Raw genomic sequence first — 18,501 nt, forward strand, 5'->3', positions numbered from 1 at the left:
ATGAATATCGAGCTGCGATATTCATCTGTCAGGGCAAGCATGGCAAGCTACGCGACCTTCGAGGATAGATCTGAATGCGACAGCCCTACCGCAGTGCCTTATTCGCCAGCCTGCTCCTGATCCTCTGCGTCGGCGTGCTATGGGCCGCCTATGATTGGTTCCAAGGCCGCTACCTGCGCGCCTTCAGCGAACATACGGCGGTCTTTTCCGGCGACGCCCTGCGCCTGCCCGCCGACCTTGCCGGCCCCGGCAACATCCGCCTGGTGCACTTCTGGGACCCGGCCTGCCCGTGCAACGTCGGCAACCAGCAACACCTGGCCGAGCTGATCGAGCACTACGCGCCCCAGGGCGTCGAATTCTACGCCCTGCAAAAAACCGGCAGCCACGGCCAATTGCCCGATAACCTGCGCCAGATGAAAATCCTCACCGCCCTGCCCGGTGCCGACCAGATACCCGCCGTCCCCGCCGTGGGGATCTGGGATCGCACGGGCAAGCTTGCGTATTTCGGGCCTTATAGCGAAGGGCTGACGTGCAATTCCAGCAACAGCTTTATCGAGCCGATCCTCCAGGCTCTTGAAGACGGACGCGCAGTGAATGCCACTCACACCCTGGCGGTGGGCTGCTATTGTTCGTGGCCAACAGGTTCGTAGCCCACTCCCCTCTCTTGCTAAGGAATGTTCATGAAGCGCGTCTTGCAGGCTCTCGCGGTTCTGGTGGTGCTGATCGCTCTCGGCGCCGTCGGGTACGTCTACAGCAAACTGCCCACCCGCCAGGGCACGGTTGAGCTGGCGCACCTGCAAGGCTCGGTCACCGTGCGCTACGACGACCGTGGCGTGCCGCATATCCGCGCCGAGAACGAGACCGACCTGTACCGCGCCCTGGGCTATGTGCAGGCCCAGGACCGGCTGTTCCAGATGGAAATCATGCGGCGCCTGGCCCGTGGCGAGCTGGCCGAGGTGCTGGGGCCCAAGCTGCTGGAGACCGACAAGCTGTTTCGCAGCCTGCGCATTCGTGAGCGCGCCCTGAGCTATGTGGAGCATATGGACCGCGAGTCTGCGTCGTGGAAGGCCCTGCAAGCCTATTTGGACGGGATCAACGCGTATCAGGACAGCCACGCCAGCCCGATGGAGTTCGATGTGCTGGGCATTCCCAAGCGCCGGTTCACCGCCGAAGACACCATCAGCGTCGCCGGCTACCTGGCCTACAGCTTTGCCGCCGCGTTTCGTACAGAGCCCTTGCTGACCTATGTACGTGACCAGTTGGGCAGCGATTACCTGAAAGTGTTCGACCTCGACTGGCAACCCAAGGGCGCACTCAACCTGGCCGCCGGCGATTGGCAAACCCTTGGCGCCATCGCCTCCCTGAGCGAACAAGCCTTGGCCGACAACGGCTTGCCGCAGTTCGAAGGCAGCAACGCCTGGGCCATCAGTGGCAACCGCACCAAAAGCGGCAAGCCGTTGCTGGCCGGTGACCCGCATATCCGCTTCTCGGTGCCGTCGGTGTGGTATGAGGCGCAGTTGTCGGCGCCGGGCTTCGAACTGTACGGCTATCACAACGCGCTGGTACCGGTGGCGTTCCTGGGGCACAACCTGGACTTCGGCTGGAGCCTGACCATGTTCCAGAATGATGACCTCGACCTGATCGCCGAGAAGGTCAACCCGGACAATTCCAACCAGGTCTGGTACCACGACCAGTGGGTCGACATGACCAGCAGCGAGCAACAGATCGCGGTGAAAGGCCAGGCACCGGTCACGGTCACCCTGCGCCAGTCGCCCCATGGCCCGATCATCAATGACGTGCTTGGCGACAATGCCGGCAAGACGCCGATTGCCATGTGGTGGGCGTTCCTCGACACCGAGAACCCGATCCTCGAAGGTTTCTACCAGCTCAACCGCGCCGACACCCTGGCCAAGGCGCGCGCGGCTGCATCCAAGGTTTCCGCGCCGGGGCTGAATATCGTGTGGGCCAATGCCAAGGGCGATATCGGCTGGTGGGCGGCGGCACAGTTGCCGATCCGCCCCGCCGGTGTCAACGCCGGGTTTATCCTCGACGGTAGCAGCGCCCAGGCCGACAAGCTGGGTTTCTACCCCTTCAGCGCCAACCCCCAGGAAGAAAACCCCGCGCGTGGCTATGTGGTGTCGGCCAACGCCCAGCCGGTATCGCCCACGGGCATGGAGATCCCCGGTTATTACAACCTGGCCGACCGGGGCCAACAGTTGAACGCGCAGTTGAGCGACAAGAGCGTGAAGTGGGATGTGAACAACAGCCAGGCCTTGCAACTGGGCACCACCACCGCCTACGGCCCGCGCCTGCTGGCGCCGCTGCTGCCGGTGCTGCGCGAGGTGGTCAAGGACCCGGCGCAATTGAAGCTGGTGGAACAGCTTGCCAGCTGGAAAGGCGACTACCCGCTGGACTCCACCAGCGCCACGCTGTTCAACCAGTTCCTGTTCAACCTGGCCGATGCCACCTTCCACCCGAAACTGGGCGACGGCATGTTCAAGACCCTGCTCGGCACCCGCGTGATCGACGCCGCCTTGCCACGCCTGGCCGCATCGGCGGATTCACCCTGGTGGGACGGCAAGCGCGCCGACCTCGTCAAACTGGCCTGGGACAACAGCCTGGCGCACCTCAAGACCACCTTCGGCGATGACCCGACTCAGTGGCAGTGGGGCAAGGCCCATACCCTGACCCACAGCCATCCACTGGGCTCGCAAAAGCCATTGGACTTGATCGTCAACGTCGGCCCCTTCCCGGCGCCCGGCACCCACGAAGTGCCGAACAACCAGTCGGCCGCCATCGGCCCGGCGCCATGGCCGGTGACCTATGGCCCATCGACCCGCCGCCTGATCGACTTCGCTGACCCGGCCCACGCCCTGACCATCAACCCGGTGGGGCAAAGCGGCGTGCCGTTCGACAAGCACTACAGCGATCAAGCGGAAACCTATATCGAAGGGGGTTACGAGCAGGCGCATTTCAGTGATGAGGAAGTCACGGCCAATACGCGCGGTACGCTGAAGCTATTGCCCGCTCGATAACGGCCTGAAACGCGATCAAACCTGTGGGAGGTCCCGCTAAAAGCGCCGTCGCCCAGCAAACTGGCCCCCTGTGGCAAGCGGGCTTGCCCTTTGTAGGAGCGAGCTTGCTCGCGAAAAACGTCAACGATAACGCGTGTTTCCTGAATCAACGCGGCGCCTGTGAGTTCTTCGCGAGCAAGCTCGCTCCTACAGAAGGCGACGTACGCCACAAAAAATGCCGTCGTTTAATACAGCCCTTCCCACGGTGTGTTCCGTTTAGAGCGGCGCCGCAAAGTTGCGCCGGAACTGTTGCGGCGTCACGCCCAGGCGGCGATTGAACACGCTGCGCATGTGCTGGGCATCGCGAAAACCGCACTGATAGGCCACAGTCTTGAGCGGCGCGGGACTGCTTTCGAGCATCATCCGCGCCGCATCCACCCGCGCCCGCTCGACAAACTCCGCAGGCGTTATCCGCGCTTCACGGGTGAACACCCGAGAGAAATTACGCGCACTCATATTCGCGGCCTTGGCCAGGTCGGCGATGGTCAAGTCACCGGTCAGGTTCGCCAAGACGTACACCTGCACCAGCGCTACCGCCGAGGTGGTTTCGGCATGGGGCGTGAGGAACGGGCTGAACTGTGACTGCCCACCCGAGCGCTGGGTGAACACCACCAGGCGCTTGGCCACGCTCAGCGCCACCTCCGGGCCATGGTCCTGGGCCAACAGGTACAGCGAGAGGTCGATACCCGCCGTGACGCCAGCCGAGGTGTAGAGGTTGCCGTCTTGCACGTAGAGGCGGTCAGCTTCGACCTGGGCGCGGGGGCACAAACGCGCCAGGCCTGCCGCATCATTCCAATGCGTCGTGACGGTTTTTCCATCCAGTAGCCCGGCGCGCGCCAACGTGAAGGCGCCGTTGCAGATTGAACCGAAGCGCCGCGCCCGGGCGGTTGCACCACGCAGCCAATCATCGAACAGGGCGCCAAATTCCTCGAAGGGCAATTGCGGGCCACCGGGGACCAGCAGCAGGTCATAGGCTTGCAGGGCTTCGCTGTAGTGCCGGTGGGCCTGCAATGACAAACCGTTGGAGGCAGCCAGCGTGCCGTGGCCCAGCCCGATGACCTCCATCTGGTAGTGATCCTGGGGCGGCAGAAAGCGGTTGGCTTCGCAGAACACATCCAGGGGGCCGGTCACATCCAGTGACTGGACGCCGGGGAAGATCAGGATGGCGACGGTCTTGTGCATGCTCACAGACACCTTTTTCTAGCGGAATAAAATGCAAACCCTGTGGGAGGGAGCTTGCTCCCGATAGCGTTGTATCAGTCAGCAGATGCAGTGCCTGGTGCTCAGCTATCGGGGGCAAGCCCCCTCTCACATTTTGATTTTCGCAGGCTTCAAGAGTGATATCGCCCGCTACACCCTAGTCGATTTCCCCTTGGCACGATGTGACGGCAGATTGGCCGGGATCGCCCCCTCGTCACCATGGCCGCTTCACGGGCGCGCGGCCAGACTGAAGGCTTTCCAGAGGAGAACCACCATGAGCACCACCATCGCCGGCATCAAGATCCCGGACAGCGCCCTGGCCAAGGCCACCACCGAGTACATCCGCGACATTGAATCCGACCTGCTCTACCACCACTCCCGCCGGGTATTCCTGTTCGGCGCCTTGAGCGGTGAGCGCAGGCAACTGGCCTACAACCCCGAGTTGCTGTACGTCGGTGCGATGTTCCATGACCTGGGCCTGGTGGAAGGCCATCGCAGTGACAACGAGCGTTTCGAAGTAGACGGTGCCAACGCAGCGGCGGATTTTCTCAAGCCCTACGGACTGAGCGACGACGATATCGAACAGGTGTGGCTGTCCATCGCCCTGCACACCACACCGGGTGTGCCACAGCATCTGCGCCCGACCGTGGCGCTGGTGACGGCTGGCGTGGAAATGGACGTGCTGGGCATGGACTACGCCGCCTTTCCCAGCGTGCAGCGCGAAGCCGTGGTGCATGCGCATCCACGTGGTGAAGGGTTCAAGGAATGCATCATCTGCGCCTTCGCCGACGGCTTGCGCCATCGTCCGCAGACCACGTTTGGCAACGTGAAGACCGATGTGCTGGTGGACCAGGAGCCGGGGTTCAAACCGATGAATTTTGTCGAGGTGATTCGCCAGTCGCCGTGGTTGGCGTAGCGGAGTTGAAATGCAATCAACTGTGGGAGGGGCGGTGCGACGTTTCGACTTGCCCCCTCCCACATTTTGACCGCGCAGGCTTTTAGACCGGCGCTGGCGCCCGACGCACATCCGGCTGCTGCCAGCCATCCGCCGCTGCTTCTTCGATCGCCTGCTGGATCGCCTTCTTGCGCATTTCTTCGGCACGCCGGCTGAAGAACCACACCAGGAAGGTCACCAGCGATACCGCCAGCAGAATCAGGCTGGCCACGGCGTTGATCTCGGGTTTAACCCCCAGGCGCACTGCCGAGAACACTTCCATCGGCAAGGTGGTCGAACCCGGGCCCGACACGAAGCTGGCCAGTACCAGGTCATCCAGGGACAGCGCGAACGACATCATCCCACCGGCCGCCAACGACGGCGCGATCATCGGGATGGTGATCAGGAAGAACACCTTCCACGGCCGCGCCCCCAGGTCCATCGCCGCTTCTTCGATCGACAGGTCCAGTTCACGCAGGCGCGCCGACACCACCACCGCCACATAGGCCGCGCAGAACGTGGTGTGGGCGATCCAGATGGTGACAATGCCACGCTCCTGGGGCCAGCCGATCATCTGCGCCATCGCCACGAACAGCAGCAACAGCGACAGACCGGTGATCACTTCCGGCATCACCAACGGTGCAGTCACCAGGCCGCCGAACAGCGTACGGCCTTTGAACTGACTGATGCGCGTCAAGACGAACGCGGCCAAGGTGCCCAGCGCCACCGCCGCCACCGCCGTGTAGCAGGCGATTTCCAGGGAGCGCGCCACCGAGCCCATCAACTGGGTGTTGTCCAGCAGGCCCACGTACCACTTGATCGACCAACCGCCCCACACTGTCACCAGCTTGGATTCGTTGAACGAGTAGATCACCAGGATCAGCATCGGCAGGTAGATGAACAACAACCCCGCCACCAGCATGAAGCTTGAGAAACTGACGCGCTTCATATCTTGCCCTCCATCTCTTTGGCTTGGCTGCGGTTAAACAGGATGATCGGCACGATCAGGATCGCCAGCATCACCACCGCCAGGGCAGAGGCCACCGGCCAGTCACGGTTGTTGAAGAATTCTTGCCACAACACTTTACCGATCATCAGGGTTTCCGGGCCGCCAAGCAGTTCCGGGATCACGAACTCGCCCACTACCGGAATGAAGACCAGCATGCAGCCGGCGATGATGCCGTTCTTGGACAGCGGCACGGTGATCTTCCAGAAGCTGTTGAACGTGCTCGACCCGAGGTCTGACGCGGCTTCCAACAGGCTCTGGTCATGCTTCACCAGGTTGGCGTACAGCGGCAGGATCATGAACGGCAGGTACGAATAGACCACGCCGATATACACCGCGATGTTGGTGTTGAGGATCTGCAACGGTTCGTTGATCAGGCCCATGGACATCAGGAAGCCATTGAGCAAGCCGTTGTTGCTGAGAATGCCCATCCACGCATACACGCGGATCAGGATCGCGGTCCAGGTCGGCATCATGATCAGCAGCACCAGTACGGTCTGCATCTCCTTGCGCGCACTGGCAATCGCATAGGCCATCGGGTAGCCGATCACCAGGCAGAGGATGGTGCTGAAAAACGCCATCTTCAGCGAGCCCAGGTACGCGGCGATGTACAACTCGTCATCGCCGAGCATCGCGTAGTTGGCCAGGTTCAGCACCAACTGCAACTTCTGCTCTACGAAGGTGTAGATCTCGGTGTATGGCGGGATCGCCACGTCGGCTTCGGCAAAGCTGATCTTCAGGACGATGAAGAACGGCAGCATGAAGAACAGGAACAGCCAGAGGAAAGGGATCCCGATGACCACATGCCGGCCACCGGGGGTTATTCGTTGCAGCTGGCGCTTGAACTTTTTCATATTCATGAGCGAAGTACCACGCCGCTGTCGTCTTCCCACCATACGTACACCTGGTCACCCCAGGTCGGACGCTGGCCACGGCGCTCTGCGTTGGCAACGAAGGACTGCACCAGCTTGCCGCTCGGCAGCTCGACGTAGAACACCGAGTGGCCACCCAGGTAGGCGATATCGTGCACCTTGCCGCTGGACCAGTTGTGCTCGCAGGTCGGCATTTCGGTGGTCACCAGCAGTTTTTCCGGGCGGATGGCGTAGGTCACCGACTTGTCTTCGACCGCTGTGGCGATGCCGTAGCCCACGTAGATATCGCGGTCCAGGTCCGGGCACTTGAGTACCGCGTGGCCTTCGGCGTCGTCCACCACCTGGGTGTCGAAGATGTTGACGTTGCCGATGAATTCGCACACCAGGCGGCTGGTGGGGGTCTCGTAGATGTCGACCGGGCTGCCGATCTGGGCGATCCAGCCCAGGTGCATGATTGCGATGCGCTCGGCCATGGTCATGGCCTCTTCCTGGTCGTGGGTCACCATGACGCAGGTCACGCCGACACGCTCGATGATTTCCACCAGTTCCAGTTGCATCTGCGAACGCAGTTTCTTGTCGAGTGCGCCCATCGGCTCATCGAGCAGCAGCAGTTTCGGGCGCTTGGCCAGGGAACGGGCCAGGGCCACGCGCTGGCGCTGGCCGCCCGACAACTGGTGCGGCTTGCGCTTGGCGAACTGGCTCATCTGTACCAGCTTGAGCATCTCGGCCACGCGCGCATCCACTTCGGCCTTGGGGATCTTGTCCTGCTGCAGGCCGAACGCGATGTTCTGCGCCACGGTCATGTGCGGGAACAAGGCGTAGGACTGGAACATCATGTTGATCGGCCGCTCGTAGGGCGGCATATCAGTGATGTCCACGCCGTCGAGGTAGATGCGACCTTCGGTGGGGCGCTCAAAGCCTGCGAGCATGCGCAGCAAGGTGGATTTGCCCGAACCCGAACCGCCGAGCAAGGCGAATATCTCGCCTTTCTTGATTTCCAGGGACACATCGTCCACGGCAATCGTCTCGTCGAACTTCTTCGTGACCCGGTCGATTTTGACCAGCACCTTTTTCGGTGTCTGGTCGCCCTCGAGGGCTTTCTTATAGGCGCCGGAGGCAACTGCCATTTACGAAACTCCCAAAAAAAAGAGTGCGGTTCGCCCGAGGTGGGCGAACCTTGGATAGTTAGAGCCTTACTTGCCCGTCTTGACCTTGGTCCAGCTACGGGTCATTAAACGCTGCACCTTCGGGGGTAGCTCGAAGTTGACGAATGTCCGGTCGAGAACCGCCTGCGGTGGGTAAACCGCTGCGTCGGTGCGTATCGATTGCTCCATCAGTTTGTCCGCCCCTGGGTTAGGGTTGGCATAACCGACGTGATCACTGACCTGAGCGATCACCTCAGGTTGCAGCAAATAGTTGATAAAGGCGTGGGCTTCCTTGACGTTGGTGGCATCCTTGGGAATCGCCAGCACGTCAAACCACAGGTTGCCGCCTTCTTTCGGAATCGCGTAGGCGATGTTCACGCCTTTACCCGCTTCGGCCGCCCGGGCCTTGGCCTGGAACACATCACCGGAGAACCCGGCAGCCACGCAGATATTGCCGTTGGCCAGGTCGGAGATGTATTTGGAAGAGTGGAAGTAGGTCACGTAGGGACGCACTTTCAGTAGTTTTTCTTCGGCCTTCTTGTAGTCGTCCGGGTTGGTACTGTTGGGGTTGAGGCCCATGTAGTTGAGTACTGCCGGCAGCATTTCATCCGCCGAGTCCATAAAGGACACGCCGCAGGACGCCAGCTTCTTCATGTTTTCCGGTTCGAACAGCACGGCCCACGAGTCGATATGGTCGACACCCAGTACTTCCTTCACTTTATCGACGTTGTAGCCAATGCCGTTGGTGCCCCACAGGTACGGTACAGCGTACTGGTTACCCGGGTCGTTCTTTTCCAGGCGCTTGAGCAACGCCGGATCAAGGTTGGCGTAGTTCGTCAGCAACGACTTGTCGAGCTTCTGGAATGCTCCGGCCTTGATCTGCTTGCCGAGGAAGTGGTTGGACGGCACGACCACGTCGTAACCCGTGCGCCCGGCGAGCAACTTGCCTTCCAGGGTTTCATTGGAGTCAAACACGTCATACACCGGCTTGATGCCGCTGGCTTTTTCAAAGTTGGCCAGGGTGTCGGGCCCGATGTAGTCCGACCAGTTATAAACATGCACGGTCGATGCGGCCTGCACGCTGACAGCCAGCGTGATACCTGCACCCACCAGCAAGGCTTTGCGAAATAAAGAAAATGGCAAGTGGAGGTCCTCTTAAATAGTTGGGCCCAAAGTTGTTGCCCGGCAACAAAACCGGCGCGCAACTTACCCTCGATAAACCGATCCGGCAAAACTTTCTGTCATTTAATTACTGTACGGTTGCCGCTCTTTGTAGGAGCGAGCTTGCTCGCGAAGAACTCACAGGCAACGCGGGCGACCAGAGGCGCTGCGTTATCGTTGACGATTTTCGCGAGCAAGCTCGCTGCTACAGGTTTCCTCGCTTATTTGCCCGACTTGATCTTGGTCCAGCTGCGTGTCATTTCACGCTGGGTTGCCGCCGGCAAGTCAGCAATGGCGTAGAGCTTGGCCTGCACCTCCGCCGGCGGGTAGATGCCCGGGTCGCTGGTGATGTCTTTATCGACCAGTGCGGTGGCTTTTTCGTTACCGTTCGGGAAACGGACGCTGTTGGTAATGCTCGCCATGACTTCCGGCTTGAGCAGGTAGTTCAGGAACTTGTAGGCAGCGTCGACGTTTTCGGCATCTTTAGGGATGGCGACCATGTCGTAGAAGCTACCGGCGCCTTCTTTCGGAATGTCGTAGGCGACCTTGACCTTGCCACCGGCTTCAGCCGCGCGGGACTTGGCCTGCTGGATGTCACCCGAGTAGCCCACGGCCACGCAGATGTTGCCGTTGGCCAGGTCGGAGATGTATTTGGACGAGTGGAAGTAGCCAATCGAAGGACGGATCTTGAGGAACAGATCTTCAGCTTTCTTCAAGTCTTCTTTTTTCTGGGTGTCGGTCGGCAGGCCCAGGTAATGCAGCGCCACTGGCAGCATTTCGGTTGGCGAATCGAGGAAGCTCACGCCGCAGCTTTTCAGCTTGGCGATGTTTTCCGGCTTGAGCAGGGTGTCCCACGAATCGATCTTGTCCACGCCCAGCGCAGCCTTGACCTTCTCCGGGTTGTAGCCGATACCGATCGAGCCCCACATGTACGGGAATGCGTGCTTGTTGTCCGGGTCGCTGACCGACACGGCTTTGAGCAGGGCTTTGTTCAGGTTGCCGTAGTTGGACAATTTGGACTTGTCCAGCTCCTGGTAGACCCCAGCCTTGATCTGCTTGGCAAGGAAGTTGTTCGACGGTACGACGATGTCGTAGCCGGACTTGCCTGCCAGCAACTTGGCTTCCAGGGTCTCGTTACTGTCGAAAACGTCGTACACCACTTTAATGCCCGACTCTTTTTCAAAGTTGGCGATGGTGTCCGGAGCGATGTAGTCGGACCAGTTATAGACGTGCAGCACTTTATCGTCTGCCTGGGCCGCGCCTGCCATTGCGCCCATCAGGGACAAGGCGAGGAGGGTCTTGCCCGCGTTCTTCAAACCTAATGCCTTCATTTGGTGATGCTCCAATTTTTCTTTTTTGGGCCACAAGCTTGTGTGTGTTTCGCGGCCCACAAAGGGCAACAAAACAGGGCGACAGTCTGGCAACTTAGAGGGCCGGCTTTCAACCAAAGCCCTCGATTTATACATGCATATTTATAGCTGCCCAGACGCAGCGGCAAAGCCACCGCGCACTGAGCCTAGCACTTAGCCCTGCAATGCCGCCAAAGTCAGGTCCAGGCAATGCCGAGCCTTGGTTACCAGCTCATCAATTTCAGCCTTGCTGATCACCAGTGGCGGCGAAATGATCATGGTGTCGCCCACGGCGCGCATGATCAGGCCATTCTCGAAGCAGAAGGTGCGGCAGATCATGCCAACGCCACGGCCTTCGTAACGCTTGCGCGTCGCTTTGTCCTGGACCAGTTCAATTGCACCGAGCATGCCGACACCGCGTACTTCACCCACCAACGGGTGGTCAGCCAGCTCCCTCAGACGTTTCTGCAAATACGGTGCCGTTTCGTCGTGAACGCGGTTAACGATTTTTTCATCGCGCATGATGCGGATGTTTTCCAACGCAACCGCCGCTGCCACCGGGTGACCGGAGTAGGTGAAGCCGTGGTTGAAATCGCCGCCTTCATTCAGCACGGCAACCACATCGTCGCGCACGATCAGGCCGCCCATCGGGATGTAGCCCGAGGTCAGGCCCTTGGCGATGGTCATCATGTCGGGCTTGAGGTCGTAGAAATCACTACCGAACCACTCACCGGTACGGCCGAAACCACAGATCACTTCATCGGCGACAAACAGGATGTCGTACTTGGCGAGAATTTCCTTGATGCGCGGCCAGTAGGTCGCGGGCGGTACGATCACGCCACCAGCGCCCTGGATCGGCTCGGCAATAAAGGCCCCGACGTTGTCCACACCCAGCTCCAGGATCTTCTCTTCCAGCTGGTTGGCAGCCCACACCCCGAACTCTTCGGGGCTCATGTCACCGCCTTCGCCGAACCAATAGGGCTGGGCGATATGGACGATGCCCGGGATCGGCAAATCGCCCTGTTCATGCATATAAGTCATGCCGCCCAGGCTGGCGCCAGCCACGGTGGAGCCGTGGTAGCCATTCTTGCGGCTGATGATGGTTTTCTTGTTCGGTTGGCCCTTGATCGCCCAGTAGTGGCGGACCATACGCAACATGGTGTCGTTGCCTTCGGAGCCGGAACCGGTGAAGAACACGTGGTTCATGCCAGCAGGCGCGATGTCGGAAATGGCCTTGGCCAATTCGAGTACCGGCGGGTGTGCGGTCTGGAAGAACAGGTTGTAGTACGGCAGTTCTTTCATCTGCTTGGCGGCGGCGTCGGCCAGTTCATCGCGACCGTAGCCGATCGCCACGCACCACAGGCCGGCCATGCCGTCGAGGATCTTGTTACCTTCGCTGTCCCACAGGTAAACGCCGTGGGCTTTGGTGATGATCCGCGGGCCTTTCTCTTTCAATTGCTTGAAGTCGCTGAACGGTGCCAGGTGGTGCTCACTGCTCAAGGCTTGCCATTCACGGGTTTGCGGGTTGTTGCTGGACATACCAATCTCCTAGACTTTTCAGGTGAGGGCGCGCCGTTCCCACGGCACGCCCGGCGCATCAGACGGCGAAGAGCAGGAATTCCCGCTCCCACGAACTGATCACGCGCTTGAAGTTTTCATGCTCGGCCCGCTTGACCGCGACGTAGCCTGTGATGAATTTATGACCCAGGTATTTCTCGATGGTCTTGCTGTTTTCCATGCGCTCCAGGGCGTCTTCGATGGTCAACGGCAGGCGCAGGTTGCGCCGCTCGTAGCCACGACCAACCACTGGTGCGCTCGGGTTATGGCCTTCGACCATGCCGATGTAGCCACACAGCAGGCTGGCGGCAATCGCCAGGTACGGGTTGGCGTCGGCCCCCGGCAGACGGTTTTCCACACGGCGGTTTTGCGGGCCGGCATCCGGTACGCGCAGGCCGACGGTGCGGTTTTCTTCGCCCCATTCCACGTTGACCGGCGCCGAGGTGTCGGGCAGGAAGCGGCGGAACGAGTTCACGTTGGGGGCAAACAGCGGCAGCAATTCGGGGATGAATTTCTGCAAGCCGCCAATGTGGTTGAGGAACAGCTGGCTCATGGTCCCGTCTTCGTTGGAGAAGACGTTCTTGCCGGTGGCGATGTCGATGATGCTCTGGTGCAGGTGCATCGCGCTGCCAGGCTCGCCGGTCATCGGCTTGGCCATGAAGGTGGCGGCCACGTCGTGCTTGAGCGCAGCTTCCCGCATGGTGCGCTTGAACACCAGGATCTGGTCGGCCAGGGACAGGGCATCGCCATGACGGAAGTTGATTTCCATCTGCGCCGTGCCGTCTTCGTGGATCAGGGTGTCGAGGTCCAGCTCCTGCAGCTCGCACCAGTCGTAGACGTCTTCGAACAACGGGTCGAATTCGTTGGCGGCTTCTATGGAGAAGGACTGGCGGCCGGTTTCCGGGCGACCGGAACGACCAATCGGCGGCTGCAGCGGGAAATCCGGGTCTTCGCAGCGCTTGGTCAGGTAGAACTCCATCTCCGGCGCCACGATGGGCTGCCAGCCTTTGTCGGCGTAGAGCTTGAGGACTTTCTTGAGCACGTTGCGCGGCGACAGCTCGATCGGGTTGCCTTGCTTGTCGTAGGTGTCGTGGATCACCTGGGCGGTCGGCTCGATGGCCCAAGGCACCAGGAATACCGCGTTCTGGTCGGGGCGGCAGATCATGTCGATGTCGGCCGGGTCGAGCAATTCGTAATAGATGTCGTCTTCGACGTAATCGCCGGTCACGGTCTGCAACAGCACACTCTCGGGCAGGCGCATGCCTTTTTCGGCGATGAACTTGTTGGTCGGCGAGATCTTGCCCCGGGTGATGCCGGTGAGGTCGCCAATCATGCATTCGACTTCTGTGATCTTGTGGTCTTTCAACCAATCGGTGAGCTGGTCGAGGTTGTTACTCATAAATGCCTCTGGGCTGGGTTTCCTGGCATCCATTAAAGGCCAGGCGTTGGTTGACGCAGCATCCGCGTCGTTTTTTTCGTTCAGAGTAGGAGCTTACCTGCCATTTGCTGCAGCGTTGCATTCCTCAGGCCAAAGTCGTGCAGAATCATGAGCAGCACCTTGCACGGGAGCCGTTCAGGGGTAAATTCGAGGGAAGCGCAGAGGCATAGAAGAGGTCCGCCGAAGCGTCAAGAATATTGGCCGGGGCGCGGGTGTTCACACAGGACGGATGAACGGATGACAAAGCCTGTATGGAGCAGGCCAAGACGCCAAGTGGCGGCAGGAGACACATGAAACACCCCGGTATTATTGCTGTTATGGGTTTGAATCGAGCTTAGCCTTGTTCATTTTTTTACACAACACCCCCGTAAAAAATACAACACGGCCCGCTCAAGCCTGCTGGTCCCACGGCGGTCAAACCGAAAAAACAGCCCCAAAAAGCCTCAAAAAAGCCCTCAAGGCGCTTTTTTAGGGCAAAAAAGGCCTCGCTTGACTTCGGCATGCCGTTCGGGTTGACTGAAACCAGAAAAGATCAATGATTGATATTTTTAACAACAAAGGTGTTGCATCATGTCGGTACCCCCGCGTGCCGTTCAGCTTAACGAAGCGAACGCGTTCCTTAAGGATCATCCTGAGGTTCTGTACGTAGACCTTCTAATTGCGGATATGAATGGTGTGGTGCGCGGTAAGCGCATCGAACGCACCAGCCTCCACAAGGTTTACGAGAAGGGCATTAACCTGCCTGCCTCTCTATTTGCCCTGGATATCAATGGCTCTACGGTGGAAAGCACCGGCCTGGGCCTGGATATCGGTGATGCTGACCGAATCTGTTATCCGATCCCTGACACCCTGTGCAATGAACCCTGGCAAAAGCGCCCTACCGCGCAACTGCTGATGACCATGCACGAACTTGAAGGTGAACCTTTCTTCGCCGATCCGCGCGAAGTGCTCCGCCAAGTTGTAAGCAAATTTGATGACCTCGGCCTGACCATCTGTGCTGCCTTCGAGCTTGAGTTCTACCTGATCGACCAGGAGAACGTGAACGGCCGCCCGCAACCGCCCCGCTCGCCGATCTCCGGCAAACGCCCGCACTCGACACAGGTCTACCTGATCGACGACCTCGACGAATACGTCGACTGCCTCCAGGACATCCTGGAAGGTGCAAAGGAACAAGGCATCCCGGCCGACGCCATTGTCAAGGAAAGTGCCCCGGCGCAGTTCGAAGTGAACCTGCACCACGTGGCCGACCCGATCAAGGCTTGCGACTACGCGGTACTGCTCAAGCGCCTGATCAAGAACATCGCCTACGACCATGAGATGGACACCACCTTCATGGCCAAGCCTTACCCAGGCCAGGCAGGCAACGGTTTGCACGTACACATTTCGATCCTGGACAAGGACGGCAAGAACATCTTTGCCAGCGAGGATCCCGAGCAGAACGCCGCATTGCGTCACGCGATCGGCGGTGTGCTCGAGACCCTACCCGCCCAAATGGCGTTCCTGTGCCCTAACGTCAACTCCTACCGTCGTTTCGGCGCACAGTTCTACGTGCCGAACTCGCCGTGCTGGGGCCTGGATAACCGTACCGTGGCGATTCGCGTACCGACCGGCTCGTCCGATGCGGTGCGTATCGAACACCGCGTGGCCGGCGCCGATGCCAACCCTTACCTGCTGATGGCTTCGGTCCTGGCAGGCGTGCACCACGGCCTGACCAACAAGATCGAACCGGGCGCTCCCGTGGAAGGCAACAGCTACGAGCAGAACGAGCAAAGCCTGCCGAACAACCTGCGCGATGCCTTGCGCGAGTTGGACGACAGCGAGGTGATGGCCAAGTACATCGATCCTAAATACATCGATATCTTCGTCGCCTGTAAGGAAAGTGAGCTGGAAGAGTTCGAACACTCCATCTCCGACCTTGAGTACAACTGGTACCTGCATACCGTGTAAGCAGTGGTTGTACTGAAAAACGCCTCCGACCTTTGGTCTGTGGCGTTTTTTTATGGGTTTCTTCCGGTTGACCGAGTCGGCCTCATCGGGAGCAAGCCCCCCTCCCACACTTGACTGCATTTCAAGGTTGGAACTCAGTCAACTGTGGGAGGGGGTTTGCTCCCGATGGCGCCTTGGCAGACAACACCGGTTCCTGCTCATACAATGCCCGCTGCCTTGTAGGAGACTTCCATGCCACCCCGCCCCGCCGCCCCTCGCAAACCCCGCGCCCGCAGCCAGGCCCGGATCGACGCGATCCTTGATGCCGCCCGTACCTTGCTGGCCGCCGAAGGCGTGGCCAGTTTGTCGATCTACAGCGTGGCCGAGCGTGCGCAGATTCCACCGTCGTCGGTGTATCACTTTTTTGCCAGTGTGCCAGCGCTGCTCGAGGCACTGACGGCGGACGTCCACGCCGCCTTCCGGGCAGCAATCCAGGCGCCCATCGAGCATGGCTCACTCAAGCACTGGCGTGACCTGTCCTGCATCGTCGAGCAACGCATGCTCACCATCTACGACCAAGACGCCGCCGCCCGCCAACTGATCCTGGCGCAGCATGGGCTGACCGAAGTGACCCAGGCGGATCGCCAGCATGATCTGGAACTGGGCGACTTGATGCTGGAGGTGTTCAATCGTCACTTCGAGGTGCCGAGCCTGCCTAAGGATGTGGACGTGTTTGCCCTGGCACTGGAACTGAGTGACCGGGTGTATGCGCGCTCGGTGCATCAGCATGGGTTGATCACGCCGCGCATGGCGGAGGAAGGGATGCGGGTGTTCGATGCCTATGTCGGGCTTTATTTGCCGGCGTATCTGCCCAAGCGATAAGCCTTGTGTTGACTGGGATGGCCTCATCGGGGGCAAGCCCCCTCCCACATGTTGATCTGTGAACACATTCAAAATGTGGGAGGGGGCTTGCCCCCGATGACGGCCTCAAGAGCGACGCAAATCACAACTTGGCGATCGACACCTCGGTGGACTTAACAAAGGCAATCACTTCGCTGCCAATCACCAGCTCCAGCTCTTTGACCGAGCGGGTGGTGATCACGGAAGTGACGATGCCGGACGCCGTCTGCACGTCGATTTCCGACAGCACGTCGCCTACCACGATTTCCTTGATGGTGCCTTTGAACTGGTTACGCACGTTGATGGCTTTAATAGTCATGGTGTTCTTCCTTCGTGGGACAAGTGAGTTATTGAGCCCAACGCAATTGCGTAGGCAACGGTGAAACAGGTTCGGGCTCCGGCGGGGTGCCGGGCAACGACAGCACACGGTTGAGCACTTGCGCTTCCAGCGCGGCCAGGCGGTGTGAGCCACGGGCGCGTGGACGCGGCAGATCGACGAGCAGGTCCAGGCCGATTTCGCCGTCTTCGATCAGGATCACCCGGTCGGCAATGGCCACGGCTTCACTGACGTCATGGGTCACCAGCAACACCGTGAAGCCGTGTTTTTGCCAGAGGTTTTCGATCAGTTGCTGCATCTCGATACGGGTCAGGGCGTCCAGGGCACCCAGCGGTTCGTCGAGCAGCAGCAGGCGCGGCTGGTGGATCAAGGCGCGAGCCAACGCCACCCGCTGCTTCTGCCCACCGGACAAGGCCGCCGGCCACTCATTGGCACGCTCGGCCAGGCCGACCGCTTCCAAGGCTTCCAAGGCTTTAGGGCGCCAGTTGCCTTTGAGGCCAAGCCCGACGTTGTCGATGATCTTTTTCCACGGCAGCAGGCGCGCTTCCTGGAACATCAACCGCGTGTCTTCAATCGCCTCGCTCAGCGGCGCGGAACCGGCCAGCAGCTCGCCGCCGCTGGCTTTGTCCAGGCCGGCCAACAGGCGCAGCAAGGTACTTTTACCGCAACCGCTGCGCCCGACCACGGCGACGAACTGGCCCGCGGGGATATGCAGGTCGATGCCCTTCAGCACTTCCCGCGCGCCAAAGGCCTTGCGCAACTTACGCACCGCCAGCGGGATGCCTTTCAACAGGCGTGGAGGTTGTTGAGCAGTCATGCCGCACCTCCTTTATTGACTTGATACGCCGGGTGCCAGCGCAGCCATACACGTTCCAGGCCGCGCGCGGCCAGGTCGGCCAGCTTGCCGAGGATGGCGTACATCACGATGGCCAACACCACCACGTCGGTTTGCAGGAATTCGCGAGCGTTCATCGCCAGGTAGCCAATCCCGGAGCTGGCAGAGATCGTTTCCGCCACGATCAGCGTCAGCCACATAAAGCCCAGGGCAAACCGCACGCCCACCAGGATCGAAGGCAGCGCACCCGGCAGGATCACTTGCCAGAACAGGCTGAAACCGGACAAGCCATAGCTGCGCGACATTTCCACCAACGCCGGGTCGACGTTGCGAATACCGTGGTAAGTGTTGAGATAAATCGGGAACAGCGTGCCGAGGGCCACCAGGAAAATCTTCGCGGTCTCGTCGATGCCGAACCACAGGATCACCAATGGAATCAGCGCCAGGTGCGGCACGTTACGGATCATCTGCACCGAGCTGTCCAGCAGGCGTTCGCCCCACGTCGACAGGCCGGTGATAAACCCAAGCGCCAGGCCGATGCCGCCACCGATCACAAAGCCCAGGCCGGCCCGCCAGCCACTGATCGCCAGGTGCGTCCAGATTTCGCCGCTGCGCACCAGGTTGACCCCAGCCTCAATCACCGCGCTGGGCGCCGGCAGGATGCGCGTCGACAACCAGCCCGCCGACACTGACAGTTGCCACACCGCCAACAACAGTACCGGCAACACCCACGGCGCCACGCGATGGCTCAATTTTTCAAGGTTCAT

General features: G+C 60.2%; 16 protein-coding genes. 5 read left to right on the forward strand and 11 right to left on the reverse strand.

The features are described 5' to 3' along the window. Positions 1-74: 74 nt before the first annotated feature. Both AB7933_RS31875 and AB7933_RS31880 read left to right on the forward strand, forming a co-directional pair. Complete coding sequence (locus tag AB7933_RS31875; RefSeq protein WP_024077967.1) at positions 75-650, forward strand: DUF6436 domain-containing protein; 576 nt, start codon at positions 75-77, stop codon at positions 648-650. A gap of 30 nt (positions 651-680) precedes the next feature. After that, positions 681-3,035 carry a penicillin acylase family protein gene (locus tag AB7933_RS31880; protein WP_024077968.1) on the forward strand — a complete coding sequence of 785 codons (2,355 nt, stop codon included), beginning with the start codon at positions 681-683 and terminating at the stop codon, positions 3,033-3,035. Between the two features lie 255 nt (positions 3,036-3,290). On the opposite strand, the gene AB7933_RS31885 is transcribed toward AB7933_RS31880, so the two are convergent. Next, positions 3,291-4,256, reverse strand: a complete 966-nt coding sequence (locus AB7933_RS31885; protein WP_024077969.1) for a GlxA family transcriptional regulator — start codon at positions 4,254-4,256, stop codon at positions 3,291-3,293. A 292-nt stretch (positions 4,257-4,548) separates the two neighbouring features. On the opposite strand from AB7933_RS31885, the gene AB7933_RS31890 reads away from it, so the two are divergent. Then, positions 4,549-5,190 (forward strand): HD domain-containing protein, encoded by a 642-nt coding sequence (locus tag AB7933_RS31890; protein ID WP_024077970.1) that lies wholly within the window; start codon positions 4,549-4,551, stop codon positions 5,188-5,190. Positions 5,191-5,272: 82 nt separating this feature from the next. Here AB7933_RS31890 and AB7933_RS31895 read toward each other — a convergent pair whose 3' ends face one another. The 7 genes from AB7933_RS31895 to AB7933_RS31925 all read right to left on the reverse strand — a co-directional run bounded on the left by AB7933_RS31895 (position 5,273) and on the right by AB7933_RS31925 (position 13,697). After that, positions 5,273-6,157 carry an ABC transporter permease subunit gene (locus tag AB7933_RS31895; RefSeq protein ID WP_024077971.1) on the reverse strand — a complete coding sequence of 295 codons (885 nt, stop codon included), beginning with the start codon at positions 6,155-6,157 and terminating at the stop codon, positions 5,273-5,275. After that, on the reverse strand, positions 6,154-7,074 hold the full coding sequence (locus AB7933_RS31900; RefSeq protein WP_024077972.1) for an ABC transporter permease subunit: 921 nt from the start codon (positions 7,072-7,074) through the stop codon (positions 6,154-6,156). The genes AB7933_RS31895 and AB7933_RS31900 overlap by 4 nt, the downstream gene beginning before the upstream one ends. Then, positions 7,071-8,213 (reverse strand): ABC transporter ATP-binding protein, encoded by a 1,143-nt coding sequence (locus AB7933_RS31905; protein WP_024077973.1) that lies wholly within the window; start codon positions 8,211-8,213, stop codon positions 7,071-7,073. The genes AB7933_RS31900 and AB7933_RS31905 overlap by 4 nt, the downstream gene beginning before the upstream one ends. Positions 8,214-8,279: 66 nt before the next feature. Continuing rightward, positions 8,280-9,374 carry a polyamine ABC transporter substrate-binding protein gene (locus AB7933_RS31910; RefSeq protein ID WP_024077974.1) on the reverse strand — a complete coding sequence of 365 codons (1,095 nt, stop codon included), beginning with the start codon at positions 9,372-9,374 and terminating at the stop codon, positions 8,280-8,282. 239 nt (positions 9,375-9,613) lie between these two features. Continuing rightward, the gene (locus tag AB7933_RS31915) at positions 9,614-10,708 is read right to left on the reverse strand and encodes a polyamine ABC transporter substrate-binding protein (protein ID WP_041161317.1); all 1,095 of its coding nucleotides are present in this window, start codon (positions 10,706-10,708) and stop codon (positions 9,614-9,616) included. A 207-nt stretch (positions 10,709-10,915) separates the two neighbouring features. Further along, positions 10,916-12,280 carry an aspartate aminotransferase family protein gene (locus AB7933_RS31920; protein WP_024077976.1) on the reverse strand — a complete coding sequence of 455 codons (1,365 nt, stop codon included), beginning with the start codon at positions 12,278-12,280 and terminating at the stop codon, positions 10,916-10,918. Between the two features lie 58 nt (positions 12,281-12,338). Beyond that, positions 12,339-13,697, reverse strand: a complete 1,359-nt coding sequence (locus AB7933_RS31925) for a glutamine synthetase family protein (protein WP_017845082.1) — start codon at positions 13,695-13,697, stop codon at positions 12,339-12,341. 609 nt (positions 13,698-14,306) lie between these two features. Between AB7933_RS31925 and AB7933_RS31930 the strand changes: the two genes are divergently transcribed. Both AB7933_RS31930 and AB7933_RS31935 read left to right on the forward strand, forming a co-directional pair. After that, entirely contained in the window at positions 14,307-15,683 is a 1,377-nt protein-coding gene (locus tag AB7933_RS31930) for a glutamine synthetase family protein (protein WP_003213894.1), read from the forward strand. Between the two features lie 231 nt (positions 15,684-15,914). Next, positions 15,915-16,544, forward strand: coding sequence for a TetR/AcrR family transcriptional regulator (locus AB7933_RS31935; protein ID WP_024077977.1), 630 nt, complete (start codon positions 15,915-15,917; stop codon positions 16,542-16,544). A gap of 121 nt (positions 16,545-16,665) precedes the next feature. On the opposite strand, the gene AB7933_RS31940 is transcribed toward AB7933_RS31935, so the two are convergent. The 3 genes from AB7933_RS31940 to ssuC are packed head-to-tail and all read right to left on the reverse strand — an operon-like array spanning position 16,666 to position 18,501. Then, positions 16,666-16,881 carry a TOBE domain-containing protein gene (locus AB7933_RS31940; protein ID WP_003176783.1) on the reverse strand — a complete coding sequence of 72 codons (216 nt, stop codon included), beginning with the start codon at positions 16,879-16,881 and terminating at the stop codon, positions 16,666-16,668. 28 nt (positions 16,882-16,909) lie between these two features. Next, a complete protein-coding gene (gene ssuB, locus AB7933_RS31945; protein ID WP_024077978.1) occupies positions 16,910-17,716 on the reverse strand; it encodes an aliphatic sulfonates ABC transporter ATP-binding protein in 807 nt (268 codons plus the stop codon). Further along, positions 17,713-18,501 (reverse strand): aliphatic sulfonate ABC transporter permease SsuC, encoded by a 789-nt coding sequence (gene ssuC, locus AB7933_RS31950; RefSeq protein WP_024077979.1) that lies wholly within the window; start codon positions 18,499-18,501, stop codon positions 17,713-17,715. Before ssuC ends, ssuB begins: the two co-directional genes overlap by 4 nt.

Origin of the sequence: Pseudomonas gorinensis (assembly GCF_042015035.1) — a bacterium.
Lineage (GTDB): Bacteria > Pseudomonadota > Gammaproteobacteria > Pseudomonadales > Pseudomonadaceae > Aquipseudomonas > Aquipseudomonas gorinensis.